Origin of the sequence: Marinobacter sp. (assembly GCF_033722735.1) — a bacterium.
GTDB lineage: Bacteria > Pseudomonadota > Gammaproteobacteria > Pseudomonadales > Oleiphilaceae > Marinobacter.
This window is the reverse complement of sequence record NZ_JAWVYN010000003.1, coordinates 105738-126030: the sequence shown is the minus strand read 5'-3', so window position 1 is coordinate 126030 and position 20293 is coordinate 105738. Positions and strand designations below refer to the sequence as shown.

The following is a 20293-nucleotide window of genomic DNA, read 5'->3' as shown; positions in this document are numbered from 1 at the left end:
GTCCTGCCCCCTTCGTTACTTATCGTAGTTCAGATACTGTTCCATGATCTGGTCAATAGTGAACGAGGCTGGTCGCTGCCTGGGCGGGTACTCCGTGAAGGTTTCCAGAAACTGCTTGACCCGGATAACGCCGGGGATGGCGCGAGCCACGAGTTTCTTGTCGAGCCAGCGCTCGTACATGTTGGAATTCTGGTCCGCTCGCTCGTACGGGTCCTGGCGCAGGTTGAACATTTTCGGAATCCTCAGTTTCACAAACGGATTGCGCCACACCTCGAAGGTCTGGGCCCGCTGTTCGGCAAACACCAGCTTCCAGTCGCCATCGCGCAAGCCGATGATGTCGCCATCGTCGCTGGCATAGACAAACTCTGTACGGGGGGCTTGCTCCGCTTTTCCGGTCAGGTAGGGCAGGAAGTTGTAGCCATCCAGATGCACATTGAACGTCTTGCCCGCCGCTTCGTGACCGTCAAGCAGCTTCTGCTTGATCTCCGGCTCGCCGACGGCGGCCATCAGCGTGGGTACCCAGTCCAGATGGGCGATGATTTCATTGGAGACGGAGTTGGCTTCGATCTTACCCGGCCAACGAACAAAGGCTGGAACCCGGAAACCGCCCTCCCAATTGGTGTTTTTTTCGCCGCGGAAAGGCGTGATGCCTGCATCCGGCCACTGGTTGAAGTGGACACCGTTATCGGTGGTATAGATAACGATGGTGTTGTCCGCAATGCCCAGTTCATCCAGCTTGGCCAGCAGTTCGCCCACGTGGTTGTCATGCTCGACCATACCGTCGTTATAGAAACCCTGGCCGGACAAACCCTCGGTCTCTTCCTTGATGTGGGTGTAATAGTGCATGCGGGTCGAGTTGAACCAGGCAAAGAACGGCTTGTCGTCGGCGTGGGCTCGATCCATGAAGTTCAGCGTTGCCTGCAGGAATTCGTCATCGATCGTTTCCATGCGTCTGGAGTTCAGAGGACCCAGATCCTCCACCTTGCCATCAGCGCTGCTACGGATAACGCCTCGGGGGGTAACCAGCTTGGCAATCTGAGGGTCTTCCGGCCAGGCTGGATCTTCTGGTGCTTCCTCGGCGTTCAGGTGGTAGAGGTTGCCGAAGAATTCGTCAAAACCATGGTTGGTTGGCAGAAACTCATCACGGTCGCCAAGATGGTTTTTGCCAAATTGGCCGGAAACATAGCCCAGCGGCTTGAGCAGCTCGGCGAGGGTCGGATCCTCGGGTTGAATCCCAATGGCTGCGCCCGGCACGCCGACCTTGGTCAGACCGGTACGAATGGGGTGCTGGCCGGTGATGAATGCTGAACGGCCCGCCGTGCAGCTTTGCTCGCCGTAGTAGTCGGTGAACATCATGCCTTCGTTACCGATGCGGTCTATGTTCGGGGTTTGATAGCCCATCAGGCCATGACTGTACTTGCTGATATTGGTGATGCCGATATCATCCCCCATTATGACAAGGATGTTCGGCCGGTCGGCCGCCTGGAGCGCCTGTGAAAGCATCGCGGTCAGAATCACGGCGAGGCTCGCCCACAGGCGAGTCGGGCCGGTACGCTTCTTGTTCATGTTGTTCTCCCGTAGAAGCAGTGCCGTTGAAATCGCATCCGGATGTCCAGATGGTCGTTTCTCCAGTTTAGTTCGGGAGCAAAACCAGACACCGTTAATAGGATAACAATCTCCTATGCAAGAGAAGCTGAAAGCGTTATCACGCTGCGCCCTTTTTGGTGGCTTTTCCCAGGCCGGTCTCGGGGAGGCGGCAAGAATCTGTAAGCGCAAATCCTTCGGTGAAGGGGAAGCGCTGTACCTGAAAGGGGCCAGCGGGAAAGCCCTGACGGTGGTTGTTTCCGGTTCGGTCAGGGTGACGTCCATATTGCCCTCCGGGCGCGAATCCATATTAACCATCATTGGCGCCGGGAACTGGCTGGGCGATGCGGTTTTCTGTTCCATGCCGGCGCGGGTTTACGGTGCGACAGCCCACCAACCGGTTGATGTGCTGGAGTTTTCAGAGGCGCAGGTAGCACGGCTGCTGGCCGCGCATCCGGAGGGCTATCCGGTCATTGTGGATCAGTTGGCCCGGAGAATGTGCGCGGCCATGATGATCATCGAGGATGACACCGCGCGCAGCATTCCCGCACGGGTGGGGCGCCGACTCCTGTTCCTGCAGATGTTCCAGGGCGATGGCCGAACCAGCGGGCAACCGGTGCAGCTAAGGGTAACCCGCGAACAGCTTGGCAATATGGTTGGCCTGACGCGCCAAGCCGCTCAGAAAGCGATTCAGGTGTTCGAGCAGGCAGGGCTCCTGAGCCTGGACTATGGCACCATCACACTCAAAAATCCGGCCCAGCTCGAGGCTTTTCTCAACGACATGGATGCATAATCCCGTGGGCACGAGCCTTCGCTTCGGCTGACGTGAAATGGCAAATTGCTGACACCGGAAGAAAACCCAGTCTGTCCTTTTTTTTTCATACTTGGTCTGGACTCAATCATTCGGGCGACTGTCGGTGGAAAAAGGAACTTACTCAACGCGTTTCTCGCGATCTCAATTGCATCTCTCCCTGAAGTCCCGTTGTGTTCTTCTGGTTCTACGTTGGTTATTAAGACCCCTCCTGGCCTTCATTGTTCGGGGCAGTTCCCGCCGGGTTGCCAAGGCGCAGCTGCGCGTTGCAGCGCGCTTCCCCGAGGCCAAACTTGAACAATGTGATTACTACTTTTGGGGCGAAGGCAATCGCGCTGTTCCCGGCCATACCCTGGGCGATCCGTTCAAGCCCACAGAGCGGCCGGTGTTGCTCTGGCTGCATGGTGGCGCCTTCATTCTTCCGGCCATGCCGGATGGCCATCTCACCTTTGTCCAGCGTCTTTGCCATTCGCTCTCCGCAGACGCGTTTATACCGGATTATCGACTCGCCCCGTCCAACCCCTTTCCTGCTGGATTGGACGATTGTGAAAGAGCCTATCGACTCCTGCTTGACTCGGGTATCGATCCGAACCGCATCGTGATTGGTGGTGAGTCCGCCGGTGGAAACCTGCTCGTTGCCTTGCTTTTTCGTATTCGCAAGGCAGGCCTGCCGATGCCTGCCTGCGCGGTGCCAGTCTCTCCGGTTCTGGATCTCGGTCGCCTACACGGAGCGGCCTCCCGCTCACAAAATGCCGGATCGGATGCAATGCTGCCGTTGGGCGCCCTGGCGCGGGCCCGAGATTGGTACGTTGGAGAGAGGGATGCCTCGGACCCGGAAATCTCCCCTTTGATGGGCGATTGTCGGGACTTGCCACCGCTTTTGATCTACGCCAGCACCTCTGAGCTTTTGTGCGATGACAGCTTGCTCCTGGCACGAAAGGCAAGCGATGCCGGAGTGCCAGTCGAACTGGCGCTGTGGCCCCTCATGCCCCACGCCTTTCCGCTGCTTGAGGATTGGATTTCCGAGGCAAAGGACGCGCGACTGGATGTGGCCGCCTTTATCAAACAACAACTGAATATCTCCAAGAATCTGTGACGAGGAAACACGATGACCTATAAACGACTTCCCCCTATGGATGCTGCTTTCGTGCAGCTGGAGACCCCGGCAGCGCCGATGCACGTCGCAGGTCTGATGGTCTTTGAACGCCCCAAGGAACAGTGCAGCTACTTTGTCAAAACGTTGGTTGCTGACTGGCGCAAGGAAACGCGGATCTGCGCGCCGTGGAACCAGAAGTTACGTTCGCCATCTCGTTGGCAATTGGCACCGGCGATGGAAGAAACCTTCGATCCAGACCTGGAGTACCATGTGCGCCACGTGTCATTGCCGGAGCCGGGGGGCGAGCGTGAGCTGGGGCAGATGGTGGCTCGTTTGCACAGCCAGCCGATGGACATGCGTAAGTTGCTGTGGGAGTGTTATTTCATAGATGGCCTTGAAGATAACCGCTTTGCGATCTTCGTGAAGTTTCACCACGCCATTGTCGATGGAATCAGTGCTTCCAACCTGCTAATGCGCGGATTGTCGGAGAGTGCCGGCGACCTGGGTATGCCTCCATTCTGGGTACATCCCGCCCCCGAGAAGCCATTTCAGACGACGGCGACCCGTATGCCGTCCGGTCAGGCTCTGATGGGGACAGCGGGAAAACTGGTGCGTCTGTTCAGCAAGGATGACCGTATGACCACCCTGCGTTCAGCGCCGAGAACCCCCATTAACGGGTGTATCAGCGCTCAGCGGCGTTTTGCCACCAAGGCTTTTCGGCTTGAGCGATTGAAGGCGGTCGCCCGACAAGCCGGGGTAACGTTGAACGATGTCATGGTGGCGTTGGTCGGTGGCTCCCTTCGCGGATACCTGCAGGAAAAAACCGCCTTGCCGACAGAGAGCCTGACCGCGGCTATTCCGATTTCATTGCGAGCCGAAGGAGACCAGAGTGTTGGTAACTCGGTGGGGATGATTTACGGCATGATCGGGACTAACATCGCTGACCCGGCTTTGCGCCTTAAAAAAGTGCACGAATCCACGGTGCTGGCCAAGGAACAGATCCTTGGGTTGGAGCCGGAGATGAGAGTGCCTTACTCGATACTTAGCATGACTCCTTCGATCGCCGCCATGATGACGGGAGCGGCCAAACGTCTACCGCCGATGTTTAACACTGTCGTGTCCAACGTGCCCGGTGGCAAGAAAGAGAAGTACTTGCGAGGTGCCCGGTTGCTGCACCTTTACCCGGCCAACATTGTCTTTCCGGGCATGGCAGTTAGTTTCACTTGCTATAGTCACGCCGGCTTCCTCAATGTGGGCATCATTGCCTGCCGTGATACTCTGCCACACATGCAACGACTGGCAACCGGACTGGAGAGTGCCCTTGCCGACCTCGAGCAGGCTCTTGGGCTGGGTCGACCGACTCAGGCTTTGGCCGAAGCCAACTGACGTATCGCGCCAAAGGCAGTGTCCGGTTCGTTAGTGGGCGACTGCCGGTTGCGCGTGGAGGAAGACTTCTGCGTACGCCCAATGCGTGGGAACAACCAAGAAAAGGCCTGCATTTTCACGCAAACCTTTGAGAATAATGGCCCGCCCGACAGGATTATTCGGCCCGCAAGCGGCCGCCCCCCTTCGGGGCCGTCGTCGCTGGGCTCCGACGTTCCCTCCGCCTGCTCTGCAGGCTGCGGGTCGAACCGTAGGCCCCCATCAAAGCCATCCGGCAAACCAGAGTTCCATAAAAAAAGCCCACGCGAGGTGGGCTTTTTCTATGAAATATGGCCCGCCCGATAGGATTCGAACCTATGACCTTTGCCTCCGGAGGGCAACGCTCTATCCAGCTGAGCTACGGGCGGAGTGAAATCAGCGCGAGTGCGTTAATTTCGAGTGCGCAATCTTACGTGCGAAGAGTGGTCCTGTCCAGCCCCCCGGAACGGATTTAGCGCAACGGCATCGGCTCCGGCTCGATCTCCACATGGCGTTCGCCGTCACTGATGCCCACGGCACCGTCCTGGATGGTGAACTGCAGATGCATGGAGCGGTTGGCCAGTTCGACCAACTGGTCGCCGGCTTCCTGGGCGAAGTTGACCACGGTGAGGTTGTCGAAGCGGGTCAGTTTGCCGTGAATCTTGTCCCACCACAGGGGCACGGCGCGGCCGCCGTAGGTGTAGAGGATGACCTGTTGGGCCCGGTTGCAGGCCTTGCGGATGCGGCTTTCGTCGGGCAGGCCCAGGTCGATCCACAGCTCGATGTCGTCGGCCAGGTTCTTCTGCCACAGGTCCGGTTCGTCGTCGGTGCTGATGCCCTTGGTGAACTCCAGGGTGTCGCTGGCGTTGAGGGCGAAGGCGACCAGGCGCAGCATCATGCGCTCCTCGGTTTCCGAGGGGTGCAGGGCGATGGTGAGATGGTGATCGGCGTAGTGCGATCGGTCCATGTCGGCAATGTTGAGTTGGACCTTGTAGATGGTTGCCTTGAGCGCCATGGGTGGAATCCAGCTATAGTTTTTAACAGTTTAGACCGAATCGTTCGGTGTGGAGGCGGGAAGTTTACTAGGTAGAGCGTTCTGTGGATAACGAAAACATGCAGTCATTGCAGTGCGAGCACATTGACTCACTCCAGCGTCGCTACAGCGAGGCGATGGCGAATCACCAGTATGATGCCCTGTTGATCGGCTCCGGCGCGGCACCGCTGCGTTATGCCGACGACCAGGCGTATCCCTACCAGGGCTTTGGCCCCTTTGTGCACTGGACCGGCTGGCCGCAGCTGGAGCACAGCTGGTTGCTGGTGCAACCGGGCGCCAAGCCCCGGCTGTGGGTACACGCCGCGGACGATTTCTGGCACGTCGGTGTGACGCTGCCGGACGAGCCCTGGCTGGATGGCCTGGAGGTGGAGTTGACCGCCGAGGCGGGGGCTCCAAACCTGGCGCGGATCGGGCGGCTGGCGGTGGTCGGGGATCCGGCCTGCCTGACGGGTGTGCCCGGCGATCACAACCCGGCGGACCTGCTGGCCAGCCTGGACGCCACGCGAGCTCGCAAGACCGCCTATGAGGTCCTCTGCCTGGAGCAGGCCAACGCCCGGGCCGCCGAGGGGCATCGAGCCGCGCGCCGGGCCTTCCTGGCGGGCGGCAGCGAGTTTGAGGTGCGTCTGGCCTACCAGGCGGCAACCCGCCAGGGCGAGGCGCTGGCGCCGTACCCCAGCATCATCGGCCTGAACGGGCACGCCGGCATCCTTCATTACCAGTTGGCCGATACCGAACCGCCGGAGGTCAGCCGCAGCCTGCTGATCGACGCCGGTTACCGCTACCGGGGCTACGGCTCGGATATCACCCGCACCACGGCCGCTGTGGGGCAGGGCCGGTTCCAGGCCCTGGTGGCCGTGGTGGAGTCCCTGCAACGGCGGTTGTGCGAGGCGGTGGTGCCGGGGGTGGACTTTGTCGACCTGCATCGCAAGGCGCACCTGGGGCTGGCGGCTCTGCTGTCGGCGGCGGATCTGGTCCGTGGCTTGGACGAGGCGGCCATGGTGGCGGCGGGCATCACCCGGGCGTTCTTCCCCCATGGCCTGGGGCACTTGCTCGGGGTCCAGGTCCACGATGTGTCGGGCCGGCCCTCGCCGCCACCGGTGGACGCCCCCTTCCTGCGCTGCACCCGTACCCTGGAGCCGGGCATGGTGGTGACCGTGGAGCCCGGCCTGTACTTCATCCCTTCCCTGTTGGATCCACTGCTTGGGAGTCGGTGGGGCCGGCATCGCAACCTGACCCGCGCCCACCTGCCATAGCCACCCGGAAACGGAGCGCGCGGTCTCTGGCGTGAAAAAAACTTGGCCGACAACGGCTTAACTGTCGGTGGGCAAAATTGCACGGTTTTTGTCCCGAAAAGGCTTGCAATACGATATGCAAATAACAATAATTATCACTAACTTTGATGGTCTCAAGAGTTTTTCGCTATGTACATTTGCCTGTGCCACGGTGTGACTGACCGCGACATTCGCGAAGCAGCCGAGAACGGTGTGACTTCCATGCGCCAGCTGGGTAAGGAGCTGGGCGTGGGGCGCCAGTGTGGACGCTGTGCCTGCCACGCACGGGAAATTCTGCGGGAGACCCAAAAGACCGACTACCTGGCCATGGCCAATATGCTGGCTCAGCCTGCCTGAGCCTGCGCCTGCGCGCTCAAGTTGCCCTGCTCGCTTCCCCAACTGTCTGATTGAGAAGTATTTTCCTCCGCGATTTCTTCTTGCCACGAATGGGTCTATGCTTAATTCTCAGGCCGAAACTGAGAGAGGAGACCCGGCAATGAAAGGTGACAAGAAAGTCATCCAGTTCCTGAACAAGGTACTCACCAACGAGTTGACTGCGATTAACCAGTATTACCTGCATGCCAAGATGTATAAGGACTGGGGCATCACCAAGTTGGCGGCCAAGGAATACGAAGAATCCATCGATGAGATGAAGCACGCCGACACGTTGATCGAGCGCATTCTGTTCCTGGAAGGGGTGCCCAACCTGCAGGACCTGAACAAGCTACTGGTTGGCGAGAACGTCGAAGAGATGCTGTCCTGCGATCTCAAGCTGGAAATGGCGGCTCACAAGGATCTTCAGGAAGCCATCCTGTATTGCGAGCAGGTGAAGGACTACACCAGCCGCCAGCTGTTCCGCAGCATCCTGGACAGCGAGGAAGAGCACATTGACTGGCTGGAAACCCAGATGGAGCTGATCAGCCAGATGGGCATCCAGAACTACGTCCAGCTGCAGTCGGATTCCGCCGAATAATTGCTGTTATCGGGGTGCCGCTCGAGGCACCCCGGTACTTCCTGCCGTTTTGTCCCGTTTCGCGTCCCATCTTTCCTGCAGTCGTCGTCCTTTGCCGTTAGAATAGGGCCTTTGATTTTTGAACCCTCGCCTTACCTGACGGCCAAACCCTGGGAGATTCTGCGAAATGGACCTGTCCTGCTTCAAAGCCTATGACCTGCGCGGCCGTGTGCCCGAGCAACTGAACCCGGAACTGGCCGAGCTGATCGGCCGCGCCTACGTGGCGGTTACCGGTGCCCGCAGGGTGATCGTGGGCTACGACATCCGCCTGTCCAGCCCGGACATTGCCAAGGCCCTGAGCGCCGGCCTGATGGCCGCCGGCGCGGATGTGTACGACATTGGCCTGTGCGGCACCGAGCAGGTGTACTTCGCCACCAGCCATTACCGGATGGACGGCGGCATCATGGTCACCGCCAGCCACAACCCGAAAGATCACAACGGCATGAAAATGGTGGGGCCAGAGTCCCGGCCCATCAGCTCCGACAACGGCCTCAACGACATCCGCGACCGGGTGCTGGAGCCTTTCGAAGACGCCGTCGCGCCGGGCCAGCTCGAGTCCCTGAAGGTCGAAGCCGACTACGTCGAGCATCTGCTGGGCTATGTCGACCGCGATACATTGGGCCCGATGAAGATCGTGGTCAACGCCGGTAACGGCGGTGCCGGGCTGGTGATCGATGCGCTGGAAGCGGCGCTGCCGTTCGAGTTCATCAAGGTGCATCACCAGCCGGACGGTGCCTTCCCCAACGGTGTGCCCAATCCCATCCTGGAGGAGAATCGCGCCGCCACCGCCGAGGCGGTGGTGGAGCACCAGGCTGCCATGGGCATCGCCTGGGACGGCGACTACGACCGCTGTTTCTTCTTCGACGAAAACGGCCGGTTCATCGAGGGCTACTACATTGTGGGCCTGTTGGCGGACCAGTTCCTGCGCAAGGCCGGCGGTGGCAAGGTGATCCACGACCCTCGCCTGACCTGGAACACCCTGGACCTGGTGGCCGCCGCCGGTGGCGAGGCCATCGAGAGCAAGACCGGCCACGCCTTCATCAAGCAGCGGATGCGGGACGAGGATGCGGTCTACGGCGGCGAGATGAGCGCCCACCACTATTTCCGCGATTTCGCCTACTGCGACAGCGGCATGATTCCCTGGCTGCTGGTGGCCGAGCGCCTGTGCCAGTCCGGCCAGAGCCTGTCGTCGCTGATCGACGCCCGCATCGACGCCTATCCCGCCAGTGGCGAGATCAACCGCACCATCGCCAACCCGCCCGAGGTGATTGCGGCCATCGAGCAGGCCTACGGCGGCCCGGCCACGTCCGTCAGCCACGTGGACGGTTTGAGCGTGGCGTTCGACGACTGGCGTTTCAACCTGCGGATGTCCAACACCGAGCCGGTGGTACGACTGAACGTGGAGTCCCGCGGCGACCGTGCGCTGATGGAGGCGAAAACCGCCGAGCTGCTGGCGGAGATGGAGCGGCTCAACGGCTGAGTGGGTGACAGGGGGCGGCTGCCCCCCCCCCCCTTGGTAGGTGGCATGGGGTAGGCCGATTCAGGGTTGGCCGAATCAGGCGCCCAGGCTGAGCCAGGTCTGGATGACGCTGTACAGCCACACGCCCAATAGGGTCAGCGCCAGCAGTCCAAAGATGATCTTGTGGCGCAGCTGGCGTTCGGCGCTGGCCGCCACCACCCACCGCAGGTACATCAGACCAATGAAGCTGGCAAACACCGCCAGGCTGGCCAGGGCGGGGATCAGCAGCCAGGCGGGGTGAACCGCGGCGTCGCCACCGGCCTGATCGCCCAGCAGGGCCATGGACGCCACCAGAATCGCCAGGGCGATGAACTCCAGGGCCAGTAATGGCTTGCGCCAGGGATGAGATGATGGTGGCAGGCTGTTGGGGTGATTCGATGGGCTTGAGGACACGTACGACTCCATGATTTGGGTGCTTTGGTTTTTTTGGCCCGCGCCAGCCGCTATAATGCGCGACAATTTATTATAACGCTCTAATGCGAGGTGCATTGAAGATGAAGAGAGTCCTGGCTGTTGTAATGCTCGCCTTCGGCCTGTCCGCCGGCGTTGCTGTAGCAAACGTTGAAGATGAAATCCGCGCACGCATTGCGCCGGTGGGTGAAGTCTGCCTGCAGGGCGACGACGAGTGCGGCGCAGCGGCGGCCCCCGCGGCCTCAGCCAGCTCCGGCCCCCGTTCCGGCGACGCCGTCTATAATGCGGTGTGTACTGCCTGTCACTCCACCGGCGCGGCCGGTGCCCCGAAGGTGGGCGATGCCGGTGCCTGGGGCCCGCGCATCGACAAGGGCCTCGACACCCTGATCAACCACGCCATCAACGGCTTCAACGCCATGCCGGCCAAGGGCGGCTGTGCCAGCTGCCCGGACGAAGAGATCCAGGCCGCGGTTGAGTACATGGTGAACGAGAGCAAGTAACCGCCTCGTAGTTAGAAGACCGTCAAGTAAAAAAAGGAAGTAAAAAAAGGGGTCAGAACTTAAGTTCTGACCCCTTTTTTCTAGACCCCTTTTTTCTATATTATTTCTCAGGCCCCAAGGTCCCCGAGCAGCGCACTCAGCGTCGCCTTGCCCTTCTTCTGGTTGGCTTCCTTGTCCAGGTCGCCCAGGCCTTCCCAGATCACGTCCTCCTCCGGTAACTCGTCGAGGAAACGGCTGGGAATGGTTTCGATTTTCTCGCCGTACTGCTTGCGCTGACCGGCGTAGGTGAGGGTCAGGGTTTCCCGGGCGCGAGTGATGCCCACGTACATCAACCGGCGCTCCTCCTCGATGTTGCCTTCCTCGATGCTGCTGCGGTGGGGCAGGATTTCCTCCTCCAGGCCCATGATGAACACGTGGGGGAATTCCAGCCCCTTGGAGGCGTGCAGGGTCAGCAGTTGCACCTTGTCGCTGTCGTCCTCTTCCTCCCGCTGTTCCATCATGTCCCGCAGGATCAGCTTGCTGATGGCGTCCTCGATGCCGATTTCGTCGGCGGTGCCCTTGCCGTCGTCCAGCATCCGCTGCACCGAGTCCACCAGGTACCAGATGTTGTCCATGCGTCGCTCGGCCTGCTTGGGCGTGCCGGCGTGCTGGTGCAGCCATTCCTCGTACTCGATGTCGGTGAACAGCTGCTTGATCACCGGGATGGGGTCCTCCCGGTGCAGTCGCTGGCAGGTGTTGTCCACCCAGTGGGCGAAGCGGCGCAGCCGGTCCAGGCCCTTCTCGGTGACGTGGGACTCCGCCCCCAGGTCCCCCAGCGCCCGGAACAGGCTGACATTGCGGCTGCGGGCGTAGTGACTGAGCTGCTCCAGGGTGCGCGGGCCGATCTCCCGTCGCGGCACATTGACCACCCGCAGGAAGGCGGCGTCGTCGTCCGGGTTGATCAGCAGCCTCAGGTAGGACATGGCGTCCTTGATCTCGTTCTTGGCGAAGAACGACTGGCCGCCGGAGATGCGGTAAGGGATCTGGTAGGCCTGCAGCTTCATCTCCAGCAGCCGGGCCTGGTGGTTACCGCGGTAGAGCACGGCGAAGTCCCGCCATTCCAGGCCCTGCTTGAGTTTCTGGTCGATGATCTCGGTGGCTACCCGTTCCACTTCGGCGTCTTCGTTGCGACATCGCAGGATGCGGATCTCCTCGCCGATGGTGTGGTCGCTCCACAGCGCCTTCTCGAACACGTGGGGGTTGTTGGCGATCACGGTGTTGGCGCAGCGCAGGATACGGCTGGTGGAGCGGTAGTTCTGTTCCAGCTTGGTGATCTTCAGGCTGGGAAAGTCGTCTTTCAGCTGGGCCAGGTTCTCCGGGCGGGCTCCACGCCAGGCGTAGATCGACTGGTCGTCGTCCCCCACCACGGTAAAGGCGGCCCGTTCCGCCACCAGAAGCTTGACCAGCTCGTACTGGCACACGTTGGTGTCCTGGTACTCGTCCACCAGCATGTAGCGGATCTTGCGGCGCCACTTGTCGAGGATATCGGGGCAACTGCGGAACAGCTGCACCGGCAGCAGGATCAGGTCGTCAAAATCCACGGCGTTGTAGGCCTTGAGGTACTCGTTGTACTTGCCGTAGATGAGGGCGATGCGCTGCTCCCGTTCATCCGCGGCCTTGCTCAGGGCCTCCCCGGGGCTGCGCAGGGCGTTCTTCCAGTTGGAGATGGTCATCTGCACGTCGGAGACCTCGTCGCCCATCTCGGCGCTGCCCTCGGTAAACATCAGGTCCTGCAGCAGTGCCTTGGCGTCCTCCGCGTCAAACAGCGAGAAACCGGGGTGATAACCCAGGTGAGGGTGTTCCTCGCGGATCATGTTGAGGCCCAGGTTGTGGAAGGTCGATACCGTCAGCCCCCGGGTCAGCTTGCGGTCCACCAGCCGGCCAACCCGTTCCTTCATCTCCCGGGCGGCCTTGTTGGTGAAGGTGACTGCCGCAATATGCCGCCCGGGGATGCCCACCTGCTCGATCAGGTAGGCCATCTTGCGAGTGATCACACTGGTCTTGCCACTGCCGGCACCGGCCAGGACCAGCAGGGGACCGTCGACGTAATGGACGGCTTCGCGCTGACGGGGATTGAGCTGGGACACGATCTACCTGCCAAGGGAAATTCGGGGCGGGTATTCTACACCAACGGGTGTTGCTGTACCTTGTTTGCCAATCGGCTATTCTTGAGCAGAGTAATCGTGTTTCGTCCGGTTAATTCGTCAGCGGCAGGTTCCTCCCCGGAGCTCAACAGGTTAGCGGCTTAACCACACGGATCACCCATTGGAATTCGCCCCGTGGAAGGGATCGTCCTTGATGTTGGTCAATGAACCGGTGAGTAGCAATAACGTTCGAATTCTCGTCCTCAGCCCCAGCTATCCCGACTTCTGTTGGTATCGCGCCCTGCTGGCGGTGGACGGCGAGCTGGCCGCGGATCTGACCTGGTGCCCGGACGTGGTGGACTGTGAGGACCTGCTGCGCAATGCCCAGTTCGACGTCATTCTCTGGGATTGCGTGTTCCATGGCGGTTCCGAGCGGGCGTTCCTGCAATATCTGGCGGTTTCCGGCAACGACCGGCCGGTGCTGGCACTCAGTGCCGAGCCGGCGGTCCAGCGAGCTGGCCTGCTGTTGGCCATGGGGGCGGCGGATTACCTGAGCAAGGCGGAACTGGATCAATGGGCGTTGTGCCGCGCGGTCCGCTGCCTGTGGTACCGCGGCCAGCTGGGCGAATCGGAGCAGGGCCAGTTGCGGCGGGAAGTGGCCAGCGGTTTCATCAACCGTGACCTGTTCTTCGATCGCCTGCAGCAGGCGCTGTTGCGGGCCGAACGGGGTCGCCACCGATTGGCCCTGTTGCACATCAACCTCGACAATTTCCGGGCCCTGAACGAATCCATCGGCTACCAGAAGAGCGATCAGTTGATCCTCAAGCTGGCAGACCGCCTGCGCAGCAGCCTGCGGCGGGTGGATTCACTGATGCGGATTGGCGGCGACGAGTTTGCGGTGATTGTGGAGCGGGTGGAGGACTCCCTTGCGGTCACCCAGGTCATCCGCAAGATCGTGGCCGCCATGGAAGAGCCGTTTGTCGTGGCCGGTCAGAACGTGATGGTCAGCGCCAGTGTCGGGGTGGCGACCTACCCGGAGGCGGGCGAGTCCCCCGAGACCCTGCTACGCCGGGCCAACCGGGCCATGTTTGAGGCCAAGCGGGATGCCGGCACCAGCTACCGTTTCTACGACCAGCAACTGCACATCAGCGCCGGTTACCAGCTGCGGCTGGAGGCGGATCTGCGCAACGCTCTGCGGGGGCACGAGCTGGAGCTTTACTACCAGCCACGCATCGATCTGGCCACCGAGGCGGTGCGGGGGGTGGAGTGTCTGATCCGCTGGCACCACCCGGAGCGAGGGCTGGTGAACCCGGACGAGTTCATACCCGCCGCCGAGCGCAGTGGCCTGATCGTGCCCATCGGATACTGGGTGATCGAGCAGGCCTGTGCCCGACTGCAGCAGGCGACAGAACTGGGCTACCCGGGGCTGGTGTTTGCCGTCAACCTGTCGTTCCGCCAGTTCCACGACCGCAAGATGACCGAAACCATCTTCCGCATCATCTACAACGCCAATGTGGATACCAGTCTGCTGGAGCTGGAGTTGACCGAGAGTGCCATGATGCACGACCCGGACTACGCCCAGCGCTGCCTGCGGGAGCTCAATCAACTGGGGGTCAGTTTCGCCCTGGACGATTTCGGCACCGGCTTCTCGTCGTTGAGTAACCTGCAGAACCTGCCCATTTCCCTGCTCAAGATCGACAAGTCCTTCGTCCAGGGGTTGGGGCGGTCGGCGGACGCCGAACACATCATCCGCGCCATCATCAGCCTGGCCCACAGCCTGCAGATCAGCGTGGTGGCTGAAGGGGTCGAGACCGGCGGCCAGTTGGAGTTTCTGCGCCAGGAGCACTGCGACGAGATCCAGGGCTACTACTTTGCCCGTCCCATGCCCTGGGACCAACTGGTGGATTTCCTCCACAAGCAAAGCCAAGCCGCTTGCTTGCAGCAATAACGCACTGTACCTTTTGCGCTTTGGTTGAACGCATCAGTGTAGAGGTGGCATGAACAGTATCTCCCGGCGCATTGCCGACGAACTCGGGGTCCGTGAGGAGCAGGTCAACGCAACCGTGGCCCTGCTGGATGAAGGCGCGACCGTTCCCTTTATCGCCCGTTACCGGAAGGAAGTGACCGGCTCGTTGGACGACACCCAATTGCGGACCCTGGAAGACCGGCTGCGCTACCTGCGCGAGCTGGAGGAGCGTCGCGGCACCATCCTCAAGAGCATCGACGAGCAGGGCAAGCTGACCGACGAGCTCAAGGCCTCGATCGAAGGCGCCGACACCAAGAACCGCCTGGAAGACCTCTACCTGCCCTACAAGCCCAAGCGCCGCACCAAGGCCCAGATCGCCCGTGAAGCCGGGCTGGAGCCGCTGGCGGACGCCCTCTACGACGACCCGAGCCAGGACCCCCAGACGCTGGCGGAAGGCTATGTCAATGCCGAGGCCGGGGTGGCGGATACCAAGGCCGCGCTGGACGGCGCCCGCTACATCCTGATGGAGCGTTTCGCCGAGGATGCCGAGCTGCTGGGCACGCTGCGGGACTTTATCTGGCAGGAAGGTCAGCTCAAGGTCACCGTGGTGGAAGGCAAGGAGAGCGAGGGCGCCAAGTTCCGCGATTACTTCGACCACAGCGAACCGCTGAAGAAGGTGCCCTCCCACCGGGCCCTGGCCATTTTGCGCGGGCGCAACGAAGGTATCCTCACCTACAGTCTGGTGGTCGGTGACGGCGAGGACGACCGTCGCCAGCCGCACCCGGCGGAACAGCGTATTGCCGCCCACTGGAACATCCGCGACAACGGCCGCGCCGCCGACAAGTGGCTGTCGGAGGTGGTGCGCTGGACCTGGCGGGTCAAGCTGTCCACCCAGATTGAGACCGACCTGATGGCCCAGGTGCGGGAAGCGGCGGAATCGGAAGCCATCAATGTGTTCGCCGCCAACCTCAAGGACCTGTTGCTGCTGGCGCCGGCGGGCCCCCGTCCCACCCTGGGGCTGGACCCGGGCCTGCGCACCGGCGTCAAGGTGGCGGTGATCGACGGCACCGGCGAGGTCGCTGGCCATGGCGCGATCTTCCCCCATGCCCCGAAGAACCAGTGGGACCGCTCCATCGAGCAACTGGCCAGCTGGTGCCGTCAGTTCAAGATTGAGCTGGTGGCCATCGGTAATGGCACCGCCTCGCGGGAAACCGAGAAGCTGGTGGCGGACCTGATCAAGCGCTACCCGGAGCTGAACCTGGCCCGCATCGTGGTCAACGAATCCGGTGCCTCCATCTACTCGGCGTCGGAGTTTGCCGCCAAGGAACTGCCCGACCTGGACGTCACCATCCGCGGCGCGGTGTCCATCGGCCGGCGCCTGCAGGACCCGCTGGCGGAACTGGTGAAGATTGAACCCAAGTCCATCGGTGTCGGTCAGTACCAGCACGACGTGTCCCAGGTGCAGCTGGCCCGCAGCCTGGACGCGGTGGTGGAAGACTGTGTCAACGGCGTCGGGGTGGATCTGAACACCGCCTCGGTGCCGTTGCTGGCGCGGGTGTCCGGCCTCAACCAGTCCATTGCCCAGAACATCGTTGACTACCGCAGCCGCAATGGCGTGTTCCGCAACCGCAAGCAGCTGTTGGAGGTCACCCGGTTGGGGGGGCGCACCTTCGAGCAGGCCGCCGGTTTCCTGCGCATCGCCGGTGGCGACAATCCGCTGGACCGGTCCTCGGTGCACCCGGAAGCCTACGGCGTGGCCGAGGCGATTGCCGCCAAGAATGGCCGTGAACTGGCCGACATCATCGGTGATGCGGCCTTCCTGCGCAGCCTGAAGGCCGAGGATTATGTCACCGAGCAGTTTGGCCTGCCGACGGTCAAAGACATTATTGCCGAGCTGGAGAAGCCGGGCCGGGACCCGCGGCCGGAGTTCCGCTTCGCCAGCTTCGAGGAAGGGGTGGAAACCCTCGCCGACCTGAAAGACGGCATGGTACTGGAAGGCACGGTCACCAACGTCACCAACTTCGGCGCCTTCGTGGACATCGGTGTGCACCAGGACGGCCTGGTGCACATCTCGGCGCTGTCCCACGAGTTCGTCAAGGACCCGCGGGACGTGGTGAAGGCGGGGGACATCGTCAAGGTCAAGGTGATGGACGTGGATATCCCGCGCAAGCGGATCGCCCTGTCCATGCGGATGGACGACCAGCCGGGTGCGAAGTCGCCGGCGGACAAGCGTACCAGCGACCGCGGAGGCGCCCGCGCCGGTCAACGTCCGGGCAAGCAGGGGCGTCAGCCCGAGCCCCAGGGCGCCATGGCGGGAGCGCTGGCCCAGGCCCTGGCCTCCGCCCGCAAGGGAAGCCGCTAGTCGCCGGCTTCAGCAATCCATTCAACGCGCCGGCCCTGAGCAGGGCCGGTCGCGGCGCAGCAGGAGTCTGGCATGGGGGAGTCCCGCCACCAGCTTTTCCGCCAACTGTCCGCCAAGCACTGGGACGGTTTTCGCAAGGGGGTTGAGAAAGAAGGGTTGCGGGTCGACCGCAACGGCTTCATTGCCCAGACCCCGCACCCTCGGGCCCTGGGCTCGACCCTGACCCACCCCCGCATCACTACCGATTATTCCGAGGCGCTGCTGGAGCTGATTACCCCGGTGTGCAACAGCACCCAGGCGTTGCTGGACTCCCTGCACGATATCCACCATTACGTCCATCAGCACCTGGGGGATGAGGTACTGTGGCCGGCGAGCATGCCCTGCGAACTGGACGGCGATGCCAGCATTCCCATTGCCGAATACGGCACCTCCAACATTGGCCGTCTCAAGCATGTGTACCGCCAGGGCCTGGCGGTGCGCTATGGCCGTATCATGCAGAGCATTGCGGGTGCCCATTACAACCTGTCGTTCCCGGACAGCTTCTGGGACCAGTGGCAGCAAGCCCTGGGCGATGAGCAGGCTCTCAAGGACTTTCGCTCCGAGCAGTATTTCTGGCTGGTGCGCAACTTCCGTCGTCGTAGCTGGCTGCTGATGCTGCTGTTCGGCACCTCGCCGGCCCTGGACGCCAGTTTCGTGGCCGGGGTCAAGCATGACCTGCAGCGCCTGGACGACACCACCTGGTACGGCCCCGAGGCCACCTCGCTGCGCATGGGGGACCTGGGTTACCACAACAACGCCCAGGCCTCGCTGAACATCTGTTTCAACGAGCTCAGTACCTACACCGCCACTTTGGCCGGGGCGCTGCGGACGCCCTGGCCCGACTACGAGGAACTCGGCGTCTGCCGGGATGGCCAATTCATCCAGATCAGCACCAGCATCCTGCAGATCGAAAACGAGTACTACAGCGCCATCCGTCCAAAACGCACCACCGAGCGGGAGGAGAAGCCCATCCAGGCGCTCAATGCCCGCGGGGTGGAGTACGTGGAGGTGCGTTGCCTGGACCTGGATCCGTTCTCGCCGGTGGGCGTCTCGGCCGAACAACTGGACTTTCTCGACCTGTTCCTGCTCGACTGCCTGTTGTCCGACAGCCCCCGCATCAGCGAGGACGAATGCGAGCATCTGGACGACTGGTACAAGGACGTGGTCAGCCACGGCCGGGCCCCGGAGCTGATGCTCACTTCGCCTGACGGCTCACGGCCGGTGCTGGCGGCGGCGCGGTCGCTGATTGACCGGCTGGAGCCGCTGGCCGAGCAACTGGACGGACTCGGTGGCGGCGACACCTACCGCAAGGCGCTCGCCGCGCAACGGGACAAGCTGGCCAACCCCGAACGCCTGCCGTCGGCGCGGGTGGTCGAGGCGATGCGGAGCAGCGGCCTGGGCCACCGGGACTGGACGCTGGCCCAGGCGCAGCGGCAGCAGGCGGAGTTCCGCGCGCGCGCCCTCTCGCCCGACACCCAGGCCGATTTTGACGAAATGAGCCGGCAGTCGCTGGCGGAACAGGTGGACCTGGAGCAGGCCGATACCCTGCCGTTCGACCGCTTCCTGGAGCAGTACCTGGCCGACCGGTGACGGCTTCCGTTCGTGCCGGATGGGGTCAGATCACGCCGGAAGCGGACCTGTCGCACAAAAAATGAACAGCGCCTTGTCATGCCGGTAAGCCATTGTTAGCTTTTGTAACAGCCCGGCAGCGTTGATCTCGACCGGATCCGGGCTCGCCAAGCGACAGCGGTCATGATGGGCATGATAGGGAGGTTGCCATGACCAGGGACAGCAATCTGGGTTGGGAAGTGGACACCCTCAACAAGGCCTACCGGCAGGGATACCTGGCCGCCACCATGGGCATGGATCAGGCCCGTTGCCCCTACCGCGGTGACGTGGTGATCGCCGCCTGGGAAGCGGGCTGGGAAGACGCCATGGTGGCGAGGCAGGAAGCGGCCGCTGACGACGACCTGCTGTCGCGCATCGCCTGACTCGGGCGGGCGTTCAATCGGGTTGCCGGGCCTTCCGGTCGGGACGCTAGCGCTGCACCACAAAGGTGGTGAACACCACGTCGGCTATGGCTTCTCCGGTCTGCTGCTCCTCCAGCACCGCATTGATCCGTCTCAGAGCCTCGTCCCGCAAGGCCTGTTTGCCTTCCGGCGAGGTCAGCCGGTCGAGGTCGGTCTGCTCGCCGAACAGCAACACCAGCTCATGCCGCAGTCGCGGCATGTGCGTCTCCACCGCCGTCCGGGTGGTCTCCCGGGTTGCCCGTAACGTCACCGCCGCCTTCAGGTACTCCACCTTCTGATCCGGCTGGCCCACGTGGGTCACGAACGCCGGTTCCAGTTCGATGTAGTCGGTCACCGCGGGTTCGCTGGCCGCTTCCGAGTCCTCCCCGTCGCCGTTCCCGTTGTCCTCCGCCAGGGCCGGTGCGGCCGCCAGTGGAAGCAGGCAAAGCAGTGTGAGCAGGCGTAAGAATGACATTGCGTTCATAGGCTTGATGTTCCAGTGGGTTTCAGGTTTAGTGACCAGTCGGACCCGGCCGGTGCCGTCAGAATAACAGGCTGCCGCCTGGCTTGCAGCACAGCAAACGGCCAAGGGTAGGACTGAGAACGATGTGAGGATGCAGGTTTGAGTTTCCGCTTGGTGTTTGCCCTGATATTTGTGGTTTGTGCCGCGCTGCTGGGCACGGCTTTCTATATGGAATATGGCATGGGGCTGGAGCCCTGTCCGCTGTGCTGGCTGCAGCGTTATGCCTTTATGGCGGTGGCCCTGGTCAGTCTGTTGGCGCTGCTGCATAACCCGGTGGCTGTCGGGCAGCGGATTTACGGCCTGTTGCTGGCTGTCTTTGCCGGCACGGGCCTGGGGCTGGCGGGGCGGCAGCTGTGGTTGCAGAGCCTGCCGGAGGATCAGGTGCCCGCCTGCGGTCCCTCGGTGGATTACATGCTGGAAGTGCTGCCGTGGATGGACGTCTTGAAGACCGCACTGCGGGGCACCGGGGACTGCGCCGAGGTGGTCTGGCGGTTTCTGGGGCTGAGCATCCCCGGCTGGACAGCAGTGTTTTTTGCCATCCTGGTGGTGGTTGGTCTGGTCTTGCTGGGGCGCAGGCCCGGCCGACACTGACGCACCGGAAAATAACCCCCA

18 protein-coding genes and 1 tRNA gene are annotated in these 20293 nt (G+C 62.1%); 13 read left to right on the top strand and 6 right to left on the bottom strand.

All coding sequences use genetic code 11. From position 1 onward, the window contains the following. Window positions 1-15: 15 nt before the first annotated feature. Window positions 16-1566, bottom strand: coding sequence for an arylsulfatase (locus R3175_RS04085; protein WP_413231723.1), 1551 nt, complete (start codon window positions 1564-1566; stop codon window positions 16-18). 115 nt (window positions 1567-1681) lie between these two features. Here R3175_RS04085 and R3175_RS04080 point away from each other — a divergent pair, with 115 nt between their 5' ends. From R3175_RS04080 to R3175_RS04070, 3 genes are all read left to right on the top strand, one after another. Next, window positions 1682-2377, top strand: a complete 696-nt coding sequence (locus R3175_RS04080) for a Crp/Fnr family transcriptional regulator (RefSeq protein WP_318942592.1) — start codon at window positions 1682-1684, stop codon at window positions 2375-2377. Between the two features lie 124 nt (window positions 2378-2501). Beyond that, the gene (locus tag R3175_RS04075) at window positions 2502-3491 is read left to right on the top strand and encodes an alpha/beta hydrolase (protein WP_318942591.1); all 990 of its coding nucleotides are present in this window, start codon (window positions 2502-2504) and stop codon (window positions 3489-3491) included. Between the two features lie 12 nt (window positions 3492-3503). Continuing rightward, window positions 3504-4877, top strand: a complete 1374-nt coding sequence (locus R3175_RS04070) for a wax ester/triacylglycerol synthase family O-acyltransferase (protein ID WP_318942590.1) — start codon at window positions 3504-3506, stop codon at window positions 4875-4877. Window positions 4878-5204: 327 nt separating this feature from the next. On the opposite strand, the gene R3175_RS04065 is transcribed toward R3175_RS04070, so the two are convergent. Both R3175_RS04065 and R3175_RS04060 read right to left on the bottom strand, forming a co-directional pair. Next, window positions 5205-5281, bottom strand: a tRNA-Arg gene (locus R3175_RS04065). Between the two features lie 83 nt (window positions 5282-5364). Next, window positions 5365-5907 (bottom strand): YaeQ family protein, encoded by a 543-nt coding sequence (locus R3175_RS04060; protein WP_318942589.1) that lies wholly within the window; start codon window positions 5905-5907, stop codon window positions 5365-5367. Window positions 5908-5990: 83 nt separating this feature from the next. Here R3175_RS04060 and pepQ point away from each other — a divergent pair, with 83 nt between their 5' ends. The 4 genes from pepQ to R3175_RS04040 all read left to right on the top strand — a co-directional run bounded on the left by pepQ (window position 5991) and on the right by R3175_RS04040 (window position 9709). After that, on the top strand, window positions 5991-7199 hold the full coding sequence (pepQ, locus tag R3175_RS04055) for a Xaa-Pro dipeptidase (RefSeq protein ID WP_318942588.1): 1209 nt from the start codon (window positions 5991-5993) through the stop codon (window positions 7197-7199). 168 nt (window positions 7200-7367) lie between these two features. After that, window positions 7368-7574, top strand: coding sequence for a bacterioferritin-associated ferredoxin (locus R3175_RS04050; RefSeq protein ID WP_318942587.1), 207 nt, complete (start codon window positions 7368-7370; stop codon window positions 7572-7574). A 139-nt stretch (window positions 7575-7713) separates the two neighbouring features. After that, complete coding sequence (gene bfr / locus R3175_RS04045) at window positions 7714-8190, top strand: bacterioferritin (protein WP_318942586.1); 477 nt, start codon at window positions 7714-7716, stop codon at window positions 8188-8190. Between the two features lie 166 nt (window positions 8191-8356). Further along, complete coding sequence (locus tag R3175_RS04040; protein ID WP_318942585.1) at window positions 8357-9709, top strand: phosphomannomutase; 1353 nt, start codon at window positions 8357-8359, stop codon at window positions 9707-9709. A gap of 75 nt (window positions 9710-9784) precedes the next feature. Here the strand turns inward: R3175_RS04040 and R3175_RS04035 are convergent, their stop codons facing one another. After that, window positions 9785-10141 (bottom strand): hypothetical protein, encoded by a 357-nt coding sequence (locus tag R3175_RS04035; protein ID WP_318942584.1) that lies wholly within the window; start codon window positions 10139-10141, stop codon window positions 9785-9787. A 101-nt stretch (window positions 10142-10242) separates the two neighbouring features. Here R3175_RS04035 and R3175_RS04030 point away from each other — a divergent pair, with 101 nt between their 5' ends. Further along, window positions 10243-10659 carry a cytochrome c5 family protein gene (locus R3175_RS04030; protein ID WP_318942583.1) on the top strand — a complete coding sequence of 139 codons (417 nt, stop codon included), beginning with the start codon at window positions 10243-10245 and terminating at the stop codon, window positions 10657-10659. Window positions 10660-10766: 107 nt separating this feature from the next. Here R3175_RS04030 and rep read toward each other — a convergent pair whose 3' ends face one another. After that, complete coding sequence (rep, locus tag R3175_RS04025) at window positions 10767-12785, bottom strand: DNA helicase Rep (protein ID WP_318942582.1); 2019 nt, start codon at window positions 12783-12785, stop codon at window positions 10767-10769. A 211-nt stretch (window positions 12786-12996) separates the two neighbouring features. On the opposite strand from rep, the gene R3175_RS04020 reads away from it, so the two are divergent. The 4 genes from R3175_RS04020 (at window position 12997) to rmf (ending at window position 19140) form a co-directional block, all read left to right on the top strand. Beyond that, window positions 12997-14730 (top strand): EAL domain-containing protein, encoded by a 1734-nt coding sequence (locus R3175_RS04020; RefSeq protein ID WP_318942581.1) that lies wholly within the window; start codon window positions 12997-12999, stop codon window positions 14728-14730. A 49-nt stretch (window positions 14731-14779) separates the two neighbouring features. Continuing rightward, window positions 14780-17110, top strand: coding sequence for a Tex family protein (locus R3175_RS04015; protein WP_318942580.1), 2331 nt, complete (start codon window positions 14780-14782; stop codon window positions 17108-17110). 72 nt (window positions 17111-17182) lie between these two features. After that, a complete protein-coding gene (gshA, locus tag R3175_RS04010) occupies window positions 17183-18739 on the top strand; it encodes a glutamate--cysteine ligase (RefSeq protein ID WP_318942579.1) in 1557 nt (518 codons plus the stop codon). 188 nt (window positions 18740-18927) lie between these two features. Then, on the top strand, window positions 18928-19140 hold the full coding sequence (gene rmf, locus R3175_RS04005) for a ribosome modulation factor (RefSeq protein WP_318942578.1): 213 nt from the start codon (window positions 18928-18930) through the stop codon (window positions 19138-19140). A 46-nt stretch (window positions 19141-19186) separates the two neighbouring features. Here rmf and fliL read toward each other — a convergent pair whose 3' ends face one another. After that, complete coding sequence (gene fliL / locus R3175_RS04000) at window positions 19187-19642, bottom strand: flagellar basal body-associated protein FliL (protein ID WP_318942577.1); 456 nt, start codon at window positions 19640-19642, stop codon at window positions 19187-19189. Window positions 19643-19780: 138 nt separating this feature from the next. Here fliL and R3175_RS03995 point away from each other — a divergent pair, with 138 nt between their 5' ends. Continuing rightward, the gene (locus R3175_RS03995) at window positions 19781-20272 is read left to right on the top strand and encodes a disulfide bond formation protein B (RefSeq protein ID WP_318942576.1); all 492 of its coding nucleotides are present in this window, start codon (window positions 19781-19783) and stop codon (window positions 20270-20272) included. The last annotated feature ends 21 nt before the right edge of the window (window positions 20273-20293 follow it).

Coding starts and splice junctions, on each gene's coding strand:
- R3175_RS04070 (WP_318942590.1), top strand. CDS start 3,504: ATGACCTATAAACGACTTCCCCCTATGGATGCTGCTTTCGTGCAGCTG.
- R3175_RS04040 (WP_318942585.1), top strand. CDS start 8,357: ATGGACCTGTCCTGCTTCAAAGCCTATGACCTGCGCGGCCGTGTGCCC.
- R3175_RS04030 (WP_318942583.1), top strand. CDS start 10,243: ATGAAGAGAGTCCTGGCTGTTGTAATGCTCGCCTTCGGCCTGTCCGCC.
- R3175_RS04015 (WP_318942580.1), top strand. CDS start 14,780: ATGAACAGTATCTCCCGGCGCATTGCCGACGAACTCGGGGTCCGTGAG.
- bfr (WP_318942586.1), top strand. CDS start 7,714: ATGAAAGGTGACAAGAAAGTCATCCAGTTCCTGAACAAGGTACTCACC.
- R3175_RS04080 (WP_318942592.1), top strand. CDS start 1,682: ATGCAAGAGAAGCTGAAAGCGTTATCACGCTGCGCCCTTTTTGGTGGC.
- fliL (WP_318942577.1), bottom strand. CDS start 19,642: ATGAACGCAATGTCATTCTTACGCCTGCTCACACTGCTTTGCCTGCTT.
- gshA (WP_318942579.1), top strand. CDS start 17,183: ATGGGGGAGTCCCGCCACCAGCTTTTCCGCCAACTGTCCGCCAAGCAC.
- rmf (WP_318942578.1), top strand. CDS start 18,928: ATGACCAGGGACAGCAATCTGGGTTGGGAAGTGGACACCCTCAACAAG.
- R3175_RS04085 (WP_413231723.1), bottom strand. CDS start 1,566: ATGAACAAGAAGCGTACCGGCCCGACTCGCCTGTGGGCGAGCCTCGCC.
- R3175_RS04060 (WP_318942589.1), bottom strand. CDS start 5,907: ATGGCGCTCAAGGCAACCATCTACAAGGTCCAACTCAACATTGCCGAC.
- R3175_RS04050 (WP_318942587.1), top strand. CDS start 7,368: ATGTACATTTGCCTGTGCCACGGTGTGACTGACCGCGACATTCGCGAA.
- R3175_RS04020 (WP_318942581.1), top strand. CDS start 12,997: ATGTTGGTCAATGAACCGGTGAGTAGCAATAACGTTCGAATTCTCGTC.